The sequence below is a fragment of the Pusillimonas noertemannii genome, assembly GCF_003096595.1.
Taxonomy (GTDB): Bacteria; Pseudomonadota; Gammaproteobacteria; order Burkholderiales; family Burkholderiaceae_B; genus Pusillimonas; species Pusillimonas noertemannii.
Window position 1 is genome coordinate 95,726 of the sequence record NZ_QEKO01000008.1, and the last position, 21,253, is coordinate 116,978.

The window sequence follows — 21,253 nt, forward strand, 5'->3', positions numbered from 1 at the left end:
GCTCGCCGCGGGCTTGCCTGCCGACGGCTGCCCGGCCAGGCCGGGTGGAGGAGGCGTCAGGGGCTTGGCCGCGATCGCCGGCCTGGGTTTTGCTGCCAGTGCCGGCATGGACGCCGCACCGCGTGACGCGCGCTTTTCAGTGTGGCGGCTTACAGCCGCTTGATGAAAATAAGGCTGTTGCGCGAGCGGTTGTAATGCGTCTGGCGCTCTTTGGGCAGGTCGGAGACCCCCCCCCGGGCAAAGCCGCGCTTCATGAACCAGTGCGAGGTGCGGGTGGTCAGCACGAACAGCCGGCGGGCGCCCATGGCGCGGGCCTTGCTTTCCGCGTGGCGCAGCAGCATTTCGCCTTCTCCCGAGCCCTGCCATTCAGGGTGGACAATGAGACAGGCCATTTCGACCATGCCTTCGTCGAGATAGGGCTTGAGGGCCACCGAGCCGTAGATGACGCCGTCGTGCTCGAGCACGGTGAAGAGCTCGACCTCGCGCTCGATGACCGCCCGGCCGCGGGGCACCAGGGTGCCGTCGGCCTCGAGGGGCTCGATCAGTTGTACGATGGCGCCGACGTCGTCCACCGTGGCGGGGCGAAGGTCGTCGAGGTTGTCTTCGACCACCATGGTGCCGACCCCATCGTGGGTGAAGATCTCGAGCAGCACGCTGCCGTCGAGCGTATAGGGCAGCAGGTGCGCCCGCGCCACGCCGCGCTTGACCGCCCGTGAAGCATAGGTAAGGAAAGAGGCCGTGTCTTCGTCGAGCGTGCCGCTGGCAAGCAGGGCGTCGGCGTCCTCGCGGGCCAGCTCGGTGTCGACCGAGCCGTCTTCATGGCGAACGATGCGGTCTTGCGTAAGAAAGATGAGTTTTTCGGCGCGCAGCGCCACGGCGACGCTTGTGGCCAGGTCTTCCATGGCCAGATTGAAGGCTTCGCCCGTGGGCGAGAAGCCCAGCGGCGACAGCAGCACGATGGCGCCCTGGCTCATGACTGACCTGATGGCGTCGATGTCGAGCTTGCGCACCGCGCCGGTGTGCTGGTAATCAAGGCCATCAATGATGCCCACCGGGCGCGCAGTGACGAAGTTGCCCGAGATGACGCGTATCTGGGCGTGCGACATGGGCGTATTGGGCAGGCCCTGGCTGAAGCCGGCCTCGATGTCGAGGCGGATTTCGCCGGCGGCCTCTTTGGCGCATTCAAGCGCCTCGGGCGAGGTGGGTTCGGTGCCGCGGCCGAATTGCGTGGAGTAGCCCTTTAATTTAAGCTGCTCGTTGACCTGAGGGCGCGAGCCGTGCACCAGCACCAGCTTGACCCCCAGCGCCGACAGCAGCGAAAGGTCTTGCACCAGCGCATTGAGGGCGCCGTCGAAAACCAGCTCGCCGCCAAAGGCGATGACAAAGGTCTTGCCGCGAAAATCATGGACGTATGGCGCCACTTCGCGGAACCAGCGCACGAACTGCGCCGGGGCGAACTCGGGCGCATCATGGGCCGAGAGGGTTTCGGGGTCGGTAAGGGCCAGGTCGTCTTGCACGCGGGTTCCCATTTGTTGCACTAATACAAAATTATAATGACGGGTACCCGTTTTATTTGAGTTTTCATGCAAGAGCCCGTCGATTTGTCGGTAAACCAACACAGAAGCGAAGGCCGGCGCTCCCGTTCCCAAACTGGGGCCGTTCGTCCGCTGCCGCCCATCCGCTACCCGGAAGACCTGCCCGTCAGTGCACGGCGCGACGATATCGCCGCGGCGATCGCCGCCCATCAGGTGGTGATCGTAAGCGGCGAGACCGGTTCGGGCAAGACCACGCAACTGCCCAAGATCTGCCTGGAACTGGGCCGGGGGCGGGGCGGCCTGATCGGCCATACGCAGCCCAGGCGGCTGGCCGCCACGTCGGTGGCCCGGCGCATCGCCGAAGAGCTGGGCTCCGAGTTGGGCGACTGGGTGGGCTACCAGATACGCTTCAGCGACCGCAGCGGAGCCGACACGGCCATCAAGCTGATGACCGACGGCATTCTGCTGGCCGAGTCCCAGCGCGACCCCCTGCTGCGCCGATACGACACCATCATCATCGACGAGGCGCACGAGCGCAGCCTCAACATCGATTTCCTGCTGGGCTTCCTGAAGCAATTGCTGCCCCGGCGGCCCGACCTGAAGCTCATCATTACGTCGGCCACCATCGACGCAGGCCGATTCTCCAGCCATTTTGCGGTCGAGGGGCGGCCGGCGCCCGTCATCGAAGTGTCGGGGCGGCTCTATCCGGTCGAGGTGCTGTACCGGCCCGTGCTGCGCGAAGACGAATCGACCGATGCCGCGGCCAGGCGCGGGGGGCCGCGGCAGGGCCCTGCATCGTCGCAGGATGAAGAGCGCGACCTGGTCGACGCGGTGGTGGACGCCGTGGACGAATGCGCCCGGCACGGCGCCGGCGACGTGCTGGTGTTCCTGCCCGGCGAGCGCGAAATACGCGAAACGGCCGAGGCGCTGCGCAAGCACCATCCGCCCGGCACCGAGGTGCTGGCGCTTTTTGCGCGGCTTTCGCAGGCCGAGCAAGAGCGCATTTTCCGCCCACAGGGCAATGCGCGCCGCGTTGTGCTTGCCACCAACGTGGCTGAAACCTCACTTACGGTGCCGGGCATCCGCTACGTTGTCGACAGCGGCCTGGCGCGGGTCAAGCGCTACTCATGGCGCAACAAGGTCGAGCAATTACGCATCGAGCCCATCAGCCAGGCCTCGGCCAACCAGCGGGCGGGCCGCTGCGGGCGCATCGGGCCGGGCGTGTGCATCCGGCTGTACGACGAGGCCGACTACAAGGCGCGGCCGCCCTTCACCGATCCGGAAATCCTGCGCTCGTCCCTGGCTTCGGTCATATTGCGGATGAAGGCGCTGAAGCTGGACGACATCGAGACCTTTCCCTTCGTCGAGGCGCCCACGGGCAGAGCCATTGCCGACGGCTACCAGCAACTGCAGGAGCTAGGCGCGCTCGATGGCGCGAACAGGCTCACGCCCACCGGCCGCTCGCTGTCCAAGCTGCCGGTCGACCCGCGCCTGGCGCGCATGATCCTCGAGGCCCAGGCGCAGCAATGCTTGGCCGAGATCCTCATTATTGCCGCAGCCCTGTCGGTGCAGGATCCGCGCGACAGGCCCATGCACGAGCGCGAGGCGGCCGAAACGGCGCACGCCAAGTTCCGCGACGAAAAGTCCGAATTCCTGGGCTACCTGAAACTATGGAACTGGTATCACGAGCAGGTGGCCCACAAAGGGTCGCAGCGCAAGTTGGTGGCCTTGCTGCGCCAGAACTTTCTTTCGCCGATACGGTTGCGTGAATGGCGCGACGTGCACAGCCAGCTCGCCGCCCTGGTCGGCGAGCAGCGCTGGCGCGTCAACACCACGCCTGCCACCTACGAGCAAACCCACATGGCCCTGCTGTCGGGCCTGCTTGGCAATATCGGCCTGAAGAACGAAGAGGGCGGCGGCTACCTGGGCGCGCGCGAAATCCGGTTTCAGATCCATCCGGGTTCGAGCCTGGTCAAGAAAGCCGGGCGCTGGATCGTGGCCGCCGAGCTGGTCGAGACGACCCGGCTGTATGCGCGCTGCGTGGCGCGAATCGAACCGCCGTGGCTGGAAAGGGCGGGCGCGCATTTGCTGCGCCGGGCCTGGTCCGATCCACGCTGGGACCGCAAGAGCGGGCAGGTGGTGGCCAATGAGCGCGCAACCTTGTATGGCCTGCCGGTATACACCGGGCGGCGCATCCATTTCGGCAAGATCGACCCGGCCCAGGCGCGCGAGATATTCATCCGCGATGCGCTGGTGCAGGGCGACATCGATACGCGCCTGCCTTTCGTCAACCAGAACCGGCAGCTCATTGCCAAGATCGAGAAGCTCGAGCACCAGGCGCGCAGGCCCGACATCCTGGTCGACGACGCCCTGATCTTCGCTTTCTATGACAAGCAGATTCCGCAGGACATTTACCAGACCGCCACGCTCGAGAAATGGGCGGGCGGGCTCGACAAGGCGGCCCTGGACGCGCTGCGCCTGAAGCGCGACGACCTCATGCGCCACGAGGCGGCTGGGGTCACCACGGATGTCTTCCCCAAGAAGGTCTCATGGCAGGGCGTCGACATGGCGCTCGACTACCATTTCGAGCCGGGCTCCGCGCGCGACGGGGTGACCCTGACGGTGCCGCTGTTCGCGCTGAACAAGATAGACCCCATGCGTTGCGAATGGCTTGTGCCGGGCATGCTGAAGGAAAAAGTGCATCTGCTGCTCAAGTCGCTGCCGCAGAAGATGCGGCGCCATTGCGTGCCGCTGCCCGACTACGCCTCGGGCTTCTACGAACGCTGGTTCGATCGCGCCGACGACCCGCCCATGGGGCTGCTGGACGCCTTGCGCGGCGACATGTGGGAGCAGGTCAAAGTGCGTCCCGCTCACAGCGACTTCAAGCTCGAGACGCTGCCGGCCCATCTCTTCATGAACTTCAAGGTGGTGGACGAGCATGGCCGCATGCTTTCCGGCGGCCGCAATCTCGATCAGCTGAAGGCCGAGCACGGCAGCCAGGCTCAGGCCTCCTTCCAGAAGGTGGCGGCGCGAGACGAGAACGTGGGTCAGGTGCTGGCCCACGAGAACCTGGTCGACTGGTCTTTTGGCGAGCTGCCCGAACTGATGGAAATCCGGCGCAAGGGGCAGTCCTTTATCGGATACCCCGCATTGATCGATCGCAAGACGCATTGCGACCTCGATGTGTTCGACGACCCGGGCGAAGCCCGACGGCGGCATCGGGCGGGACTGCTGCGGCTTTTCAGGCTGGCCCTGCGCGAGCAGGTCAAGTTTCTTGAGAAGAACCTGGATGGCCTGACCCGCATGAGCATGCTGTACATGAGCCTGGGCACCCAGGAAGAGCTGCGGGACCAGATCATCGACACCGCGCTGGAACGCGCCTGCCTGGGCGAGCCCTGGCCCAACGACCGTGCCGCCTTCGAGGCGCGCGTGGCCGAAGGGCGTACGCGCCTGGGGCTGCTGGCGCAAGAGGTGGCGCGCCTGGCGGCGGCCATTCTCGCCGAATGGTCTGCCCTGCAGAAAAAGCTGCCCCAGGCCAAGCCGCATGCGGCCGCCCATGCCGACCTGGCCGCGCAGATATCGGCGCTGATGGGCAAGTGCTTTGTGCGCGATACACCTTATCAGCAGTTGTCGCATTTTCCGCGTTACCTGAAGGCGGCGCAGGCGCGCATCGACAAGCTCAGGGCCGACCCCGCGCGCGACCAGCGCCAGATGGCGGAAATGGCACCGTTGATCACCCAATACCAGCGCGCGCGCGCCGCGCTGAAGGGGGCGCCCGACGCCGGCCTGGACGAATTCCGCTGGCTGCTCGAGGAGTTGCGCGTGGCCTTGTTTGCACAGGAACTGCGCACCCCCATGCCGGTTTCGGTAAAGCGCTTGCAGAAGGCCTGGGCAGCGACCCAGCGCTAAGAAAGTATCGAACAGCCCGCATGACTTGTTCGGGGCTTCCCCTTAAGTACAATCCTTATCATGAAATCCGCCATGCCCGCTTCTTTCGTCCACCTGCGCATCCACTCCGAGTTTTCGGTGGTGGATGGCATCGTCCGCATTCCCGAACTCGTCAAGAAGGTGGCCGGCTTCGGGCAGCCCGCCGTGGCGCTGACCGACCTGTGCAATCTCTTCGGCCTGATCAAGTTCTACAAGGCGGCGCGCAATGCCGGGGTCAAGCCCATTGCGGGCTGCGACCTATGGCTGCAGAACGACGAAGAGCGCGACAAGCCGCATCGGGTACTGGTACTGGTGCGCAACCATGCCGGTTACCTGAACCTGTGCGAACTGCTTACCCGCGCCTGGCTCGAGAACCAGTATGGCGGCCGGGCCGAGATCCGGCGCGAGTGGCTGGCGGGCCTGGAAGGCCTGATCGTGCTGTCGGGCGCCCGCGCGGGCGACGTGGGACAGGCGCTCGAGGCGGGCAATGTCGAACTGGCGCGCCGGCTGGGCCGGCAGTGGGCCGACGCGTTTCCGGGGGCGTACTACATCGAGCTTCAGCGCGTCGCCAGCGGCGACGAAGAGTACGTGCAGGCCGCCATGCGCCTGGCCGCCGAACTGGGGCTGCCCGTGGTGGCAACGCATCCGGTGCAGTTCCTTGAGGCCGACGATTTTCGTGCGCATGAAGCGCGTGTGTGCATCGCCGAGGGCGAGCAACTGGCCAATGCAAAGCGCGTGCGCCGCTTCACGAACGACCAGTACCTGCTTGATTCCGACGAAATGCTGCGGCGCTTCGAAGACGTGCCCTCGGCCGTGGCCAATACCGTGGAGATCGCCAAGCGCTGCACGCTTGAACTGCAGCTGGGCCAGCCCAAGCTGCCCGACTTTCCAACGCCCGACGGCGTTACGCTGGACGACTACCTGGTGCAGCTTTCGCGCGAAGGGCTCGACGTGCGGATGCGGCAGCTGTTTCCCGACGAGGCCGAGCGCAACGAGCGCTATCCGCAGTACCGCGAGCGGCTCGAGTGGGAATGCAAGACCATCGTCGACATGGGCTTTCCGGGCTACTTTCTTATCGTGGCCGACTTCATCAACTGGGGCAAGCAGAACGGCGTGCCGGTGGGGCCGGGCCGGGGCTCGGGGGCCGGCTCGCTGGTGGCCTACTCGTTGGGCATCACCGACCTCGATCCCATCCGCTACGACTTGCTGTTCGAGCGCTTCCTGAACCCCGAGCGGGTTTCCATGCCCGACTTCGATATCGACTTCTGCCAGGATAACCGTGAGCGGGTCATCGACTACGTCAAGCACAAGTACGGCAAGGCGGCCGTCAGCCAGATCGCCACCTTCGGCACCCTGGGCGCCAAGGCGGTGGTGCGCGACGTGGGGCGGGTGCTGGAAATGCCCTATATGTTGTGCGACGGCCTGTCCAAGCTCATTCCCTTCAACCCGGCCGACCCCTGGAGCCTCGAGCGCACCTTGTCGGACGAACCGGCCTTCAAAGAGCGCTACGACCAAGATGAAGAAGTCCGGGCCCTGGTCGACCTGGCCAAGCCGCTTGAAGGCCTGACACGCAACATCGGCATGCACGCCGGAGGGGTGCTTATCGCCCCGGGCAAGCTCACCGACTTCTGCCCGCTGTACTGCCAGCCGGGCACCGACACCAACGCCGTGTCGCAGTTCGACAAAGACGACGTCGAGGCGGCGGGCCTGGTCAAGTTCGACTTTCTGGGCCTGCGCAACCTGACCATTCTCGATTGGGCCGTGCGCTATGTGCGCCAGTTCAACGAAGACAAGCGCGATTTCGACATCATGGCGCTGCCGCTCGACGACCCGGGCACTTATCAGCTGCTCAGCGAAGGCAACACCACGGCGGTCTTCCAGCTTGAATCGCGCGGCATGAAAGAGCTGCTGCGCAACCTGCGCCCCAGCACCTTCGAAGACGTGATCGCCATGCTGGCCCTGTACCGTCCGGGGCCGCTCGAGTCGGGCATGGTGGTCGATTTCGTCAACCGCAAGCACGGCCGAGCCGAAGTCGACTACTTCCATTCAGACCTCGAACCCGTCCTGCGCAGCACCTACGGCGTCATCGTGTACCAAGAGCAGGTGATGCTCATTTCGCAGATCATCGGCGGCTACACCCTGGGCGGCGCCGACATGCTGCGCCGGGCCATGGGCAAGAAAAAGCCCGAAGAAATGGCCAAGCACCGGGCCATTTTCGAGAAGGGCGCGGTCGAAAAGGGCTACGACGCCGACCTGGCCGTGAAGCTGTTCGATCTGATGGAGAAATTCGCGGGCTACGGCTTCAATAAAAGCCACTCGGCGGCCTATGCGCTTATCGCCTACCAGACGGCCTGGCTCAAGGTGTACCACCCGGCCGAGTTCCTTGCCGCCACCCTGTCGTCCGACATGGACGACACCGACAAGGTGCAGATTTTCTGGAAAGACGCCCTGGCCAATGGGGTCGAGGTGCTGCCGCCCGACGTCAATCACTCGAATTATCGCTTCGAGCCCGTGTTCGACCGGCACATGCAAGAGGGCCGTCCGCCCCGCACCATGCGCTACGGCCTAGGTGCAGTGAAGGGCACGGGCCAGTCGGCGGTCGAAGAGATCATCCGGGCCCGCCAGGAAGGCGGCCCCTACGCCAGCCTGTTCGACTTCTGCCGCCGCATCGACCGCCATGCGGTCAATCGACGCACCATCGAGGCCCTTATTCGCGCCGGCGCCTTCGACGGCATAGACGAGAACCGCGCCGCGCTGCTGGCCACGCTGGGCAATGCGATCGAAGCGGCCGAGCAGGCCGAGCGCAGCGCCAACCAGGTTTCCCTGTTCGACGACGACAGCAACGACATCGTCGAGGGCGAACTGGCCAAGGTGGCCCCCTGGGACCTGCAAACCAAGCTGACCGAAGAAAAGGCGGCGCTGGGCTTTTTCTTCAGCGCCCATTTGTTCGACGCCTGGCGCGACGAGGTGCGGCGCTTTGCGCCCAAGCCCCTGTCCCGCCTCGAGCCGGCGCGTGGCCTGCAGTGGTTCGCCGGTGTCCTGGCCTCGGTGCGTCCGCGCATGACCCGGCGCGGCAAGATGCTGTATGCGGTGCTTGACGACGGTTCGGCCCAGGTCGAGGTAGCGGTGTTCAACGAGCTTTACGAACAGCACCGCAATCGCCTCAAGGAAGACCGCCTGGTCATCATCCATGGCAAGGTCAGCAACGACGACTATTCCGGCGGGCTGCGCGTGTCGGCCGACGAAATCTATGACCTGCAGCTTGCGCGCGAGGCGCGTGCCCGTGCCCTGCGCATCACGCTCAATGGCAACGCCGACGTGCAGCGCCTGAGGCAGGTGCTCGATCCGTTCCGCGCCGCGTCCCACGACAATGCCGCCGGCGTGCGGGTAGAAGTCTGCCTCGAGCGCGACGATTATCAGTGTGTGCTGCGCCTGGGCGACGATTGGAGGGTGCGCATGGCCGACGACATGTTCGAACAGCTGCACGGCTGGGTGTCCACAGACAGCGTGGAGATCGCCTATCAATGAAGCCGCTGCGCATCGTCCACTCTGAAGCCGCCACCAGCTTCGGCGGCCAGGAGCAATACATCTACCAGATGATGACGGCCATGCGCGAGCGCGGCCACCACCTCGAGGCCATCTGCCAGCCCCATGCCGTCCTGGCCCAGCGCCTGCGCGACGACGGCTTTACCGTGCATACTCTGCTGATGGACGGGCCGGCCAACTTCATGAAGGGGGTGGTGCGCCTGCGCAAGGTGTTGCGCGAGGGCCGCTTCGACGTGCTCAATACGCACAGCCGGCGCGACACCATACTGGCCGGCACGGCGGCTCGCCTGGCCGGCACCCCGCTTATCGTCCGCACCCGCCATCTTGCCAAGCGGGTGGGGTCATTGCTGTCGTACACCATTATCCCTCACAGGGTCACCACCGCGAGCAACTTCGTACGCAACCATCTCATCGAGCGGGGCGTGCTGCCTTCCCACGTGGCCACGGTCTATCCGGTAGTCAATCTGCAGCCCTGGGACAAGCCCTCCACGCTCCGGGACGAACTCAAACTGGCGCAGAACGACATTATGGTGGGATGCGTGGCGGTCATGCGGGCCAAGAAAGGCCATCGCGCGCTGGTCGACGCCATGGAGCCCCTGATCCGCAGCCGGCCCAACCTGCACCTGGTGTTCGTGGGCGGTGGCTCGCCCGTGTTCGAAGAGACCCAGGCCTACATCGCCGAGAAGGGCCTGGGCAGGCGTGTTCATTTGCTGGGGCGGCGCAATGACGTGCCCAATCTGCTGGCGGGCTTCGACCTCTTTGCCCTGGCCACCGAGCAAGAGGCGTCGGGCACCGTGTTCGTCGAGGCCGCGGCGGCCGGGCTGGCAGTGGTGGGCACCGACGTCGACGGTGTCCCCGAAATGATGGAAAATGGCGTGACGGGCCTGCTGGTTCCCCTTCATGATCAACAGGCCCTTACCGAGGCATTGCGCACCCTTGTCGACGATCCCGGGCTGCGGCGCCGCATGGGCGCGGCCGGAAAGCGCCGGGTGCTCGAAGAGGGGCGCTTCACGCCCCAGGCCATGGTACAAAGTGTCGAGTCCTGCTACGAGCGCTGGTTGAGCGAACGAAAATGAAAAAAGCCCATTCGGTTCCCGTCCTGATGTATCACCACGTCTCGCCATCCGAGGGTGCCATCACGGCCTCGCCCAAGAATTTCGAAGACCAGCTTGCCTGGCTTTCCAGCCACGGCTACGGTTCGCTCACCACCGACGAGTTCGCGGCCCACCTCGCCGGCGAGCCCGTGCCCGACAAGTCCGTACTCATCACCTTCGACGACGGCTATCTCGACAACTGGGTCCATGCCTTTCCGCTGCTCAAGAAATACGGCTACAAGGCGGTGATCTTCCTGGTTACGGATTGGGTCGGCCAGGGTCCTGCGCGGCCCATCGTGGGCCAGGGGCCGCCCTTGCCCGATACCCCCAGCCACGACGAATGCGAGCGGCGCATCGCCCAGGGCGATTCCGACAGCGTCATGCTGCGCTGGAGCGAGATCCAGGCCATGCAGGAAAGCGGCCTCGTCGAATTCCACAGCCATACCCATACGCATACCCGCTGGGACAAAAGCGAGCGCGCCCACGAAAAAAACGCGCTCATGGCGCAAGAGCTCCAGCAGTCGCGCCAGGCGCTGCTCGAGAATCTGGGCTCGGTCTCCGAGCACTTCTGTTGGCCGCAGGGCTATTTTGACGCCGATTATGTGCGCGTGGCCCAGCAGGCAGGGTTCAAATACCTGTACACCACGCACGCCTTCGGCCAGAACCTGGCGGGCACAAATCCCGCCCACATCCATCGGTTCGCCGTGCGCAACACCACGGGCGACTCCGTAGGGCGGCGCATACAGGTTGCCGCACATCCGGTCATTGCGCCGGTCTTCAACCGGTTCAAGTTGTGGAAGCGGGCGCGCAGGCAAAGGGCATGACGCTTTCGGTCATCATCATCACCAAGAACGAAGAAGCGCACATAGGCGCATGCATCGACTCGGTGGCCTTCGCGGATGAGATCATTGTGCTTGATTCGGGAAGCAGCGACCGAACCTGCGAGATCGCCCGCGAGAAGGGTGCCCGAGTAGCACAAACCGCCGACTGGCCCGGTTTCGGCCCGCAAAAGAATCGTGCGCTCGACCTGGCCACCCAAGAGTGGGTGCTGTCGGTGGATGCCGACGAGCGGGTTACGCCCGAGCTGGCGCAGGCCATAGCCCAAGCCATGGCGCAGCCGGCGGCGCAGGCCTACCAGATGGCCCGCCTGTCCAATTTCTGCGGCAGGTGGATACGCCACAGCGGCTGGTGGCCCGATCATGTACTGAGGTTGTTCAAGCGGGGCACCGCGCGCTTCACCGATGCGGCCGTGCATGAGCGCGTGCAGGCCCAGGGGCCGGTTGCCACGCTAGACGCCCATTTCCTGCATTACCCCTATGCCGACATGGACGCCCTGGTCGCCAAGATCAACCGCTATTCCAGCGATGCCGCCCGCATGATGCATGCCAAGGGGCGGCGCAGCTCGGTGCCCGGCGCGGTGGGCCACGCAATGTGGACGTTCATACGCATCTACCTGATACGAAAGGGTTTTCTCGACGGCCGCGAAGGTTTCATCCTGGCTGTCACCGCATCGGCCGGCAGCTTCTTCCGCTATGCCAAGCTGTACTTCCTGGGCCGTGAGAAATGAAGGATGCCAGCGTGATTCCCATCCTCATGTATCACCAGATCGGCCAGCCGTCGCCCCGGGGCACACCCTACAGGGGCCTTACCGTGCATCCGGCCAGCTTCCGGCGCCAGATGGCGTGGATGCGCCGGCTGGGCTACCGGGGCCTGTCGATGCGCGACCTTATGCCCTATCTGCAGGGGCAGAAGCAGGGCAGGGTATTCGGCATTACCTTCGATGACGGCTATGTCAATGTGCTGGCCAATGCCTTGCCGGTGTTGCGCGAACTCGGCTTCACGTCCACCAATTATTTCGTCGCCCATCGTTTCGGCGGCACCAATGAATGGGACCATGCCAACGGCGTGCCTTCCGCGCCGCTGATGTCGCGCGAACAGGCACGCCAATGGGTGGCCGGGGGCCAAGAGGCAGGTTCGCACACCCTCGATCATCCGAACCTGCCCGACCTTGCTCCCGAAGCCGCCTTCGAGCAGATCCACAGCTCGCGCCAAGAGCTGCAGCAGGCCCTTGATGCCGAAGTGACGGCCTTTTGCTACCCCTATGGCCACGAGACGCCCGCCTTGCGCGACATGGTCAGGCGGGCGGGCTATACAAGCGCCACCACCACCAGCGGCGGGCTGGCGGGCCCGGCCGATGATCTCTTCGGCTTGCCCCGTGTAACGGTGGCGCGTTCCACCCATATCGTGCGCTTTTTGCAGAAATGCCTGACCCGCCTCGAGGACAAGAAGCGACATGCCTGATCGCCGCCTTCGAATAGCCTTTGTCGTCGATCGCTTCGGCAGCCGTTTCGGCGGCGCCGAGGCCTATGGCGTAGAGCTGATGCGCGAGCTTTCGTCGCGGCACGAGATAACTGTTCTGGCCCGCGACTACGACGACGCCTGCGACCTGCGCCTGCCCTATGTTCCATTGCGCAGCTGGAAGCACTGGCCAAGCTGGGTGCGCGTGCTGCTGTTCGCCCTGCGCGCCCGGCGGCGTACGCGCAGCGGCTTTGATATTGTGCATTCGCACATGAACGGCTGGTGCGGCGACGTCGAGGTCATACACGTTACGCCGGTGCGCTACAACTGGCGCGTGCGCCCCTTGCCCTGGCTTAAGCGTGCATTGTCGCGCATCAGCTTCCGTGTCCAGACCTATCTGCATCTTGAACAGCGCCGCGTTGCGCCTCGCAGCGGCCATCGTACAGTTGCGGTGTCGGGCCTGATCGCCGAGCAGTTGCGCCAGGCCTACCCCGTTTTGTCCGTGCTACCCATCATCCCGCCCGGCGTGGCGCCCGCCGTCCAAGGGCCGCAAGGCGAAAGGGTGGCCACCCGTCAGGCCCTGGGCTACGCCGACGACGATCTGGTCTGCCTGCTTGTGGCGCGCAATCCCTTGCGCAAGGGCCTGCCCACCATGCTGGCGGCGCTTGACCAACTGCCGCAGAGCGTCAAACTGCTGATCGTGGGCGGCAACGCGGCCGCGCGCGAGCATGTTGCGCAGCGCAACGCCGACGACCTCATGTCCAGGGTGCGTATCCTGGGCGAGACGCCCCATGTCGCGCAATACTATCAAGCGGCCGATGTCTACGTACATCCCACCTTGAACGATAGCTTCGGCATGGCTCCTCTCGAGGCCATGTCATTCGGCCTGCCGGTGGTGCTCAGTCCCGCGCCCTGGTGCGGCTTTGCGCAATATGTGAAGGAAGGCAGCGAGGCCCTGGTCCTGAACCATCCCGAAGACGCCGGGCAATTGGCCGCCTTCATTCAGCGCCTGTATAGCGAGCCCGCGTTGCGTCAAAGGCTGGCCGGGGGCGGGGCGCAAGTGGTGGCTCGCCACAGCTGGCCCCGCGTAGCGGGCCAATTCGAAGCCTTGTATCAAGAAGTGCTGGCCGAACGGCCAGCCGCTTGATCCGGCCGCGGGCATGGCCGCAGGCGGCCGCCTCAAGAGGCCAGCAGTGCTTGGTACGCGTGTTCGGTCGCCGACACGAACTTGTCCAGGCCGAATTGCCCGACGCTTTTTTCTCTTGCGGCCCGCCCCATGGCGGCAATGTCATGGGTACCGTCTGCGATGGCTTTCAACAGCTCTGACAGCGAGGCCGGATCCTGGGGGGGAACCACCCAGCCGTCCCGCCCCGGGTCGATGTTTTCGGGCAGGCCGGCATAGCGGGTGACTATCACTGGTTTGCCGCTGGCCATCATTTCGCGGCAGGCAAATGATATGGTCTCGACCCGGTATGAAAGCACGAAGCCCACGTCGATGGCGTTCAGAAAAGGCCGTACGTCGGGCAATTGGCCCACATAGCTCAGATGGCCGGCCAGCCCCAAGGCGTCGACTTCCGCCATCTGGGCGTTGCCAAGCGCCCCGCCCGCCAGCGCGACATGAAAGCGATCGGCCATGGGGCGCGGCAGCTTCGCCAGCGCGCGCACGATATCTATCCACCCTTTGTAGTCGTCGGTGCCCGCGTTGCTGCCCAGAACGATTTTTCCGTGGGCTTTGTGGCCGAAGTATTCGAGGCGCAGTGCTGCCTTTTGCTCTTCGTCCGCGGGCCGGTAGAAATCGACGTCCACGCCGTTGAGTATGGTGCTGATGCCGTTGCGCCGGTATGGGCTGTCGCCGATCCGCCGGGCTACATGCTCGCACACGGCAATGACATGGTCGGTGCCCAGCCGCGAGCGCAGTGCCGCTCCTACAGGTTTGACGGGAATGTCATTGTGCTTGGTGAAAACGATCTTGGGCGGCCGCTTCATGAGCAGGCAGGCCAGCGCCACCAGCCGATGGTCCGACGAGCCGTTGACGTGCACGATGTCGTATTGCTGTTCGCGCAGCAGGCGGCTCATTGACGCCAGCGCCGCAAGCATGGGCCCGAAGCGCGTAGGGTAGTCTTGCGCATGGGCCTGGACGCCGGGCATGTCCTGCGCAGCAGCGAACAGCGAGCTGGACGCGGGTACCGCAACGGCTATCTGATGCCGAGCGCGCAAGGCCTGCGCCAGGCTCGCAATATACGTGTTGTGGCCGCCCAGCCCCGGCCCGGCGTGAAAGTTCGTATACAGGATTTTCATTCAGACCCAGCCCCGCAGCCAGTACACCAGCAGGCCGACGTACTCTTTGATGATGGAGCGGGAGGCGAAGAAAGTACGCTCGTCGGGCAGCCAGAAAGAAAAATCGGGGTCGTCGGGCACCACGATTTGCGGCGCCGAGGGTGCGGCGATGGGAGTCAGGCCCTGCCGGCTGAATACCGCCATGGCTCGAGGCATGTGCAGGGCCGACGTAACCAGCAGCACGCGCGATATATCGCGCTCTTTCAGGATGCGGGCAGAATACAGCGCGTTTTCATAGGTGTTGAAGCTGTTTTTCTCGAGCAGCAGCGCATCGGACGGAATGCCTTCCTTGCGCAGGGTGTTGGCCATGAACTCGGCTTCGCTCTGCGACCCCTCGAGCGCGGCTCCCGACAGCAAGATCAAGGGCGCGCGCTCGGCCTTGAACAGCATGGCCGCCGACTCGGTGCGGGTAAGGGCCGTTTCGCGGTCGTAGGGTTGAAACCAGTTCAGGCGTCCGCCGGCTGTATTGCCGCCCAGCACCACGATGGCCTGGGCCGCGGGCAGGTCGGCCGCCGCCGTGTAGGGGTAGAGTTGCTCGAGCCTGCCTCCGGCCCACAGCGAAGAGGCCGGCAGCGACCAGAACAGGCCCCACGCCACGCTGAGCCCGATCAATGCGGCCGCAATGCGCCGCCGCCCCAGCATCAACAGGACGACTGCGACGACGAGCAGCGTCACGCACAGGTTCAGGGGGATGATCAGGTTGGCGAGAAAGCTGGAAAAAGACATGCTCTACAGGACGGATTCTGTGGTGAGCCGGGCCGTATGGTCCAGCACTTCGGGAAGCCCGGGCCAGTGGTTGAAGGAACCCAGGCAGGTGGCATTGGGCGACCACGGCCCCGTGCGCTGCTTGTCGGTGACGCCGAAAAGCGTAAGCTGGCGCGCATTGGCGGCGGCGGCCAGGTGCGAGACGCCCGAGTCATTGCAGATGACCAGGGCCGACAGCCGGGTCAGTGTAGCAAAAGCGCCCAGGCCCAGCGGCGGCAGGCACAGCGCGGTGGGGACGGCCCGCAGCGCCGCCTCGCGCTCGGAGGCGGGCGGGCACATGGCCACGACGAGCCCCTGCTCTTGCAACTGGCGCGCAAGCGCATCAAAATGCGGCCAGACCTTGACACGCCCTTTATGCAGCCCCGTGGCGGTGGGCGCGATCAGGATGAACCCGCCCGGGGTCAGGCCCGCGGCCCGCACGGCTTCGAGCGCCTGCTCTTCGTGCCGGCCGGTGGTTTCCAGCCCCAGCGTAGTGGGCAGGGTGGCCGGAACTACAGGCAGCTTCCAGCGTTCGAGCGCCTGGCTTGCAAGATAAAACCATGATTGTGCGGCGTGCAGGGCCGGGCCCGGCTTGGAAACAGGCCAGCGCAGCAGCAGGCTGCGTCCGTCGTCGCGGTACCCCGCGCCGGGAATGCCCGCGAACTTGAACACCAGGGCGCTGGAAAGCGAGTCGGGCAGGATCAGGCCGCGCGGATGCGTATGCCTGGCCTTTTTGCGGAAGCTGGCGACGTGGGCGCGGTCTTCGCGCCAGCGCCCGCTCATTTCAATGAAACCGGCCAGTTGGAAGGCCGACAGAAGGTCTTTGGCCCAGGGGCGCGCGCACACCACGACCGGCAGCTTGGTGTTAAGCAGGGCGTGAAGGCAGGGCAGGCTCATGCATACATCGCCTATCCAATTGGGCAGGCGCACGTAGAGGGCGGAATAATTGAGCATGGAGCGGGCCGTCAAAGAGGATTGGCGTCTATTATCAACCGTTTTTCAAGAACGTTAAAATGATACGTTCTTTAGCTTACCCATACACAGAAAGCGAGTCGGTCCTTGAGCTCAACCCCTTCCGTTCAGCCCGCGCATGCGGCGCCCGTGCGTTTCGAAATGTGGCGACGCATCTATTCCCGCCTGGGTCCCTACTGGAAGGCTGCGCTGGTGGCCACCTTGCTGGTAAGCGTCAGCGCCGCGACGCAGCCCGCCCTGGCGGTCATCATGAAGCCCCTGCTCGACGACGGCTTTACCGGAGACAAGCCTTATTACATATGGGCGATACCGCTGGCCGTGATCGGCCTGATGCTGTTGCGCGGCCTGTGCACCTTTGCCAGCAACTACGTGCTGGCCTGGGTCGCCAACAACATGCTGCTGGGCATACGCCGCGAAATGTTCGAGCGCCTGCTGGGCCTGCCCGATTCCGAGTTCAAGCGCGGCGACACGGGGCGTTTGCTGAACCGTTTCACCATCGACGCCAGCAATGTCACCAACCTGGCCACCGAAGTCATTACCGTCATAGTCCGGGAAACCATGATCGTGGTGGCGCTGCTGGCGGTGCTGCTGTATATGTCGTGGCAATTGACGCTGATCGTGCTGGTCGTGCTGCCGTTGTCGGTGTATGTGTCGCGCATCTTCATCAAGCGCCTGCGCCGCATCAACCGCGACACCATCAACATGAACGCCGAGCTTACGCGGGTCGTGGGCGAGGCCATCGACGGGCAGCGCGTCATCAAGCTGTTCGACGGCTACGAGCGCGAATCCAGCCGCTTCCAGTACGTCAACGGCCGCCTGCGGCGCTTCGCGATGCGGGCCGTTTCGGCCGATGCGGCCATGTCGCCCATTACCCAGTTCTTCGTGGGCCTGTCGGTGTCCGCGGTAATCGCAGTGGCCCTGTACCAGGCCAATACCGAGGGCCTGACAGTGGGCAGCTTCGCGGCCTTCATGGCGGCTTTGGGCCAGATCTTCGACCCGCTCAAGCGCCTGACCAACATCGCGGGCGCCATGCAGCGCATGCTGGTGTCGGCCGAAAGCGTCTTTACGCTAATCGACTACGACCCCGAAGAAGACCGCGGCACCCATCATTTCACCGGCCAGGCCCAGGGCAGGGTAGAGTTTCGCAACATCGTCCACCGCTTTGCCGATGCGCAGGCAGACACGATTTCCAACGTGTCCTTTGTGGCCGAGCCGGGCCAGACCGTGGCGCTGGTGGGGCGCTCGGGCAGCGGCAAGACAACGCTGGTCAACATGCTGCCGCGCTTTGTCACGCCCACCAGCGGCCAGGTCCTGGTCGACGGCATGCCTGTCGACCAATGCACGCTGCGCAGCCTGCGCGCGCAGCTGTCGCTGGTCAGCCAGGATGTCGTGCTGTTCGACGGCACCGTGGCCGAGAACGTGGGCTACGGTTCCTTGCACGAAGCCAGCCGTGAAGAAATCCGCCAGGCCCTCCAGGCCGCGAACCTGGCCGATTTCGTCGACAGCCTGCCCGAGGGCATGGACACACAGGTGGGCGAAAACGCCAATACCCTGTCGGGCGGGCAACGCCAGCGCCTGGCCATTGCACGGGCCCTTATCAAGAATGCCCCCATCCTTATCCTGGACGAGGCCACCTCGGCCCTGGACAGCGAGTCCGAGCACCAGGTGCAGTCGTCGCTCGAGCGCCTCATGGCCGGGCGCACCACGCTGGTCATCGCCCACCGCCTGTCCACGGTGCAGAAGGCCGACAAGATCCTCGTCCTGGACGCGGGGCGCATCGTCGAGCAGGGCCGGCATGAAGAGCTGCTCTCTCAGGGCGGCCTGTATGCTTCGCTGTACCGGATGCAGTTCCGGGACGTGAACTGATGCCGCGCCGCCGATACAATCACCCTTCCAACCGCAATCAAGACATTCAGCACACAGCAAGGAAAACCGCGCCATGAAGAAAGCCTACCTGTCGATCGCTACCGCCTTGCTGCTGGCCGGATGCGCGGCTCCGAACCAGGGCGTGGGCCTTTACCAGCTTGAAACGGCGCCTTATTTGCGCGCAGAGCGCAAGCTGCCCATGGATTTCGTACAGATCCAGCGCGCCGTGTTCAAGCAGCAGGCCCGTTGCGGCCTGGATCTTCAGTTCAAAGTCGACCAGCAGCACCCCAGCTACGCGCGTGTCACCATGCCGCTGGCCGAGGGTGCCGGCCCCGAAGACTGGGACAAATTGCTGGTGCTGGGCCTGACGCTGCTGCAGCAATCAGAGTCCAAGGTGCTGGGGGTTACCCTGCGCGAGGGCGGCGACGCCATAACGCGGGCACGGCTGTACAGCTACTACACGCCCGGCAAGGACCAGGTCAAAGCCCTGTTCGATGCGATTCTGCATCCCGAGCTTTGCCCCGGCGAAACCCCGCCCGAAAAACCGGACGACAAGGTGGATTCCGGCGATCATTGATAACTGTCTGATTGTCGGGGGGCAAGTTTGCCCCACTCCTCATGCCATGCGGCCACCCGCGCTCCCAACGGTCTGCCGGCCTTCGGCTCAGATCAGCACAATATCGTATTGCTCCTGCGAATAAGAGCCTTCCAGCTCGAGCGATATGGGCTTGCCGACGAAGTCTCCCAGCATGGCCAGGTGGGCGCTTTCTTCTTCAAGAAACAGGTCGATCACATCCTGGGAGGCCAGGATGCGGAATTCCTTGGGATTGAACTGGCGTGATTCGCGCAGAATCTCGCGCAGAATCTCGTAGCACACGGTGCGGGCGGTCTTGACGACGCCGCGCGAATTGCAGGTGGGGCAGACCTCGCACAGCTGGTGGGCCAGCGAATCGCGGGTGCGCTTGCGGGTCATTTCCACCAGGCCCAACTGGCTGAATCCGCTCACGGTCATGCGCGTGCGGTCTTTGCGCAGCGCCTTGTTCAATTCTCCCAACACGGCCTCGCGGTGTTCGGCGTCGTCCATGTCGATGAAATCAAGAATGATGATGCCGCCCAGATTGCGAAGCCGAAGCTGGCGGGCCAGGGCCACGGCCGCCTCCAGGTTGGTCTTGAAGATGGTGTCGTCGAAATTGCGTCCGCCGACGTAGCCTCCGGTATTTACGTCCACGGTGGTCAGGGCTTCGGTCTGGTCGATGATCAGGTAGCCCCCCGACTTCAGCTCCACCCGCCGCGACAGGGCGCGTGCGATTTCCTCATCGACGTTGGCGGTGTCGAACAGGGGTCTTTCGCCGCTGTAGTGCTTGATGCGATCGACTACCGAGGGGGTATAGGTGCCGGCCCATTCCTCGAGCTTGCGGGTGGTGCTGCGCGAGTCGACGAAGATGGTGCCGGTTTCGGGGCCGACCATGTCGCGCAATACGCGCTGGGCAAGGGTAAGGTCGCTGTGCAGCAGGGCGGGGGCGGGTTGTGTCTTGGCCTTGCCCTGTATGCTGCCCCATAGTATGCGCAGGTAGGAAATATCAGCCGCCAGCTCGTCGTCTGTGGCTCCCTCGGCCTGTGTGCGCACGATGAAGCCCCCGTTTTCTTCGGCCGGGCGCAGCTGCAGCACCCTTTCGCGCAGCGAGATGCGGTCTTCTTCCGACTCTATCTTCTGGGAAATGCCTATATGAGGGTCGTGCGGCAGATAAACCAGCATGCGGCCCGCAATGCTTATCTGGGTGGAAAGCCGGGCGCCTTTCGTGCCCAAGGGGTCCTTGATGACCTGCACCATTAAAGGCTGGCCTTCGAACAGCAGCTTTTCTATAGGGGTATGGGGAATGCCGGCCGCCCGCTCGCTGCGATTCTGGCGCAGGTCGGCCACGTGGATGAAGGCGGCCCGCTCCAGCCCGATGTCGACGAAAGCGCTCTGCATGCCCGGCAGCACGCGCACCACCTTGCCCAGATACAGATTGCCCACATGGCCCCGCTGTATGCTGCGCTCGACGTGCAGTTCTTGCACGGCGCCCTGTTCGACGATGGCGACGCGTGTCTCGAATGGAGTTACGTTGATGAGTATGTCTTCGGTCATGTGTGCTCTCTATGGGCGTTGCCGGCGCACAGAACGCGAACAGCCGGCCCTTAGCAAGATACAACAAAAAAGCGCTGACAAAAGGCGTCGGGGCAGCGGGGGCGCGTGAGAAGAAAAGAAATTTCCTCTTGGTGAAAACTTATTCGCGCCGCAAGGAGCGAAGGAGCAGGGAAGAAGGGAAGAAGGGAAGAAGGGAAGAAGGGAAGAAGCACTGTTTCCCATCCCCGATTTAAGAGTATTTCTCCTTGGTTAAAAATAATTTCCCCCGGCTCAAAAAATATTTCAGCGCGGTTAAAAAAAGATTTCCATGACCGATCAAGGGCTTAGGTTGTTCGGGGGTGTTCAGGTAGGGGCGGCAGGAGGAATTGGGGCGGTTTTCCAGTTGCACGGGCTAAAAATGCTGTGCTATAGTTACGTTCTTTCGCAGCCACCTATTAAGGGTTTACCCCAGGTGGTGGCGCCGGTCCCCCTCGGGGTCGATCGGGCCGGTGAAAGAGCGCTGTAAAGCGGGGTCAGGAACGCGGTTTTATTAGGCGGTGTTCTGGTTCCCAGATGAGAGCGTTGAGCAGGGCGGTTCAAGAAGCGGTTGCGGTGCTAGGCCAGAAGGCTCCACACAAAACCCTTAACTTGACAAGCCAGAAAAACTGCTTCATAATCTCGTTTCTTTGCAGTAACGCAGTAACCGCCAGGCGCGACATGTTAAGCGCAGCCAGGTTGGGGCAGGACCCTTGTTCTTTAACAACGAAACAACCGATAAGTGTGGGCGCTTGGAATGAGTGCGCCGCGGGGCCTTTCACGAGGCCTTG

Annotated in this window: 15 protein-coding genes; 9 read left to right on the forward strand and 6 right to left on the reverse strand. The window is 64.1% G+C overall.

What is annotated here, in order from left to right:
* Positions 1–149 precede the first annotated feature (149 nt).
* A complete protein-coding gene (argA, locus tag C7440_RS18000; RefSeq protein ID WP_017524300.1) occupies positions 150–1,529 on the reverse strand; it encodes an amino-acid N-acetyltransferase in 1,380 nt (459 codons plus the stop codon).
* A gap of 54 nt (positions 1,530–1,583) precedes the next feature.
* Between argA and hrpA the strand changes: the two genes are divergently transcribed.
* The 7 genes from hrpA to C7440_RS18035 all read left to right on the forward strand — a co-directional run bounded on the left by hrpA (position 1,584) and on the right by C7440_RS18035 (position 13,547).
* Positions 1,584–5,444, forward strand: a complete 3,861-nt coding sequence (gene hrpA, locus C7440_RS18005; RefSeq protein WP_116519429.1) for an ATP-dependent RNA helicase HrpA — start codon at positions 1,584–1,586, stop codon at positions 5,442–5,444.
* 72 nt (positions 5,445–5,516) lie between these two features.
* Complete coding sequence (dnaE, locus tag C7440_RS18010) at positions 5,517–8,990, forward strand: DNA polymerase III subunit alpha (protein ID WP_243410967.1); 3,474 nt, start codon at positions 5,517–5,519, stop codon at positions 8,988–8,990.
* Positions 8,987–10,084, forward strand: a complete 1,098-nt coding sequence (locus C7440_RS18015; RefSeq protein ID WP_017524303.1) for a glycosyltransferase family 4 protein — start codon at positions 8,987–8,989, stop codon at positions 10,082–10,084. The genes dnaE and C7440_RS18015 overlap by 4 nt, the downstream gene beginning before the upstream one ends.
* Positions 10,081–10,926, forward strand: coding sequence for a polysaccharide deacetylase family protein (locus C7440_RS18020; protein ID WP_017524304.1), 846 nt, complete (start codon positions 10,081–10,083; stop codon positions 10,924–10,926). The genes C7440_RS18015 and C7440_RS18020 overlap by 4 nt, the downstream gene beginning before the upstream one ends.
* On the forward strand, positions 10,923–11,669 hold the full coding sequence (locus C7440_RS18025; protein ID WP_017524305.1) for a glycosyltransferase family 2 protein: 747 nt from the start codon (positions 10,923–10,925) through the stop codon (positions 11,667–11,669). The genes C7440_RS18020 and C7440_RS18025 overlap by 4 nt, the downstream gene beginning before the upstream one ends.
* Positions 11,666–12,403 (forward strand): polysaccharide deacetylase family protein, encoded by a 738-nt coding sequence (locus C7440_RS18030; RefSeq protein WP_116519431.1) that lies wholly within the window; start codon positions 11,666–11,668, stop codon positions 12,401–12,403. The genes C7440_RS18025 and C7440_RS18030 overlap by 4 nt, the downstream gene beginning before the upstream one ends.
* Entirely contained in the window at positions 12,396–13,547 is a 1,152-nt protein-coding gene (locus C7440_RS18035) for a glycosyltransferase family 4 protein (RefSeq protein WP_116519432.1), read from the forward strand. The genes C7440_RS18030 and C7440_RS18035 overlap by 8 nt, the downstream gene beginning before the upstream one ends.
* Positions 13,548–13,579: 32 nt before the next feature.
* On the opposite strand, the gene C7440_RS18040 is transcribed toward C7440_RS18035, so the two are convergent.
* Genes C7440_RS18040 through C7440_RS18050 form a run of 3 tightly spaced genes read right to left on the reverse strand, consistent with a single transcriptional unit; the run spans position 13,580 to position 16,435 of the window.
* Positions 13,580–14,698 (reverse strand): glycosyltransferase, encoded by a 1,119-nt coding sequence (locus C7440_RS18040; RefSeq protein WP_017524308.1) that lies wholly within the window; start codon positions 14,696–14,698, stop codon positions 13,580–13,582.
* Positions 14,699–15,463: a YdcF family protein gene (locus tag C7440_RS18045; RefSeq protein WP_116519433.1), complete on the reverse strand. Its 765-nt coding sequence runs from the start codon at positions 15,461–15,463 to the stop codon at positions 14,699–14,701.
* Positions 15,464–15,466: 3 nt separating this feature from the next.
* Positions 15,467–16,435, reverse strand: coding sequence for a glycosyltransferase family 9 protein (locus tag C7440_RS18050; protein ID WP_165832637.1), 969 nt, complete (start codon positions 16,433–16,435; stop codon positions 15,467–15,469).
* Positions 16,436–16,594: 159 nt separating this feature from the next.
* Between C7440_RS18050 and msbA the strand changes: the two genes are divergently transcribed.
* A complete protein-coding gene (gene msbA, locus C7440_RS18055) occupies positions 16,595–18,319 on the forward strand; it encodes a lipid A export permease/ATP-binding protein MsbA (protein ID WP_116519438.1) in 1,725 nt (574 codons plus the stop codon).
* Positions 18,320–18,392: 73 nt separating this feature from the next.
* Positions 18,393–18,896, forward strand: coding sequence for a hypothetical protein (locus C7440_RS18060; RefSeq protein ID WP_116519435.1), 504 nt, complete (start codon positions 18,393–18,395; stop codon positions 18,894–18,896).
* An 87-nt stretch (positions 18,897–18,983) separates the two neighbouring features.
* Here C7440_RS18060 and rng read toward each other — a convergent pair whose 3' ends face one another.
* Both rng and C7440_RS19975 read right to left on the reverse strand, forming a co-directional pair.
* Complete coding sequence (rng, locus tag C7440_RS18065) at positions 18,984–20,447, reverse strand: ribonuclease G (RefSeq protein ID WP_017524313.1); 1,464 nt, start codon at positions 20,445–20,447, stop codon at positions 18,984–18,986.
* A gap of 575 nt (positions 20,448–21,022) precedes the next feature.
* The coding region (locus C7440_RS19975) for a hypothetical protein (RefSeq protein WP_207775431.1) at positions 21,023–21,253 on the reverse strand (231 nt) is incomplete at its 5' end.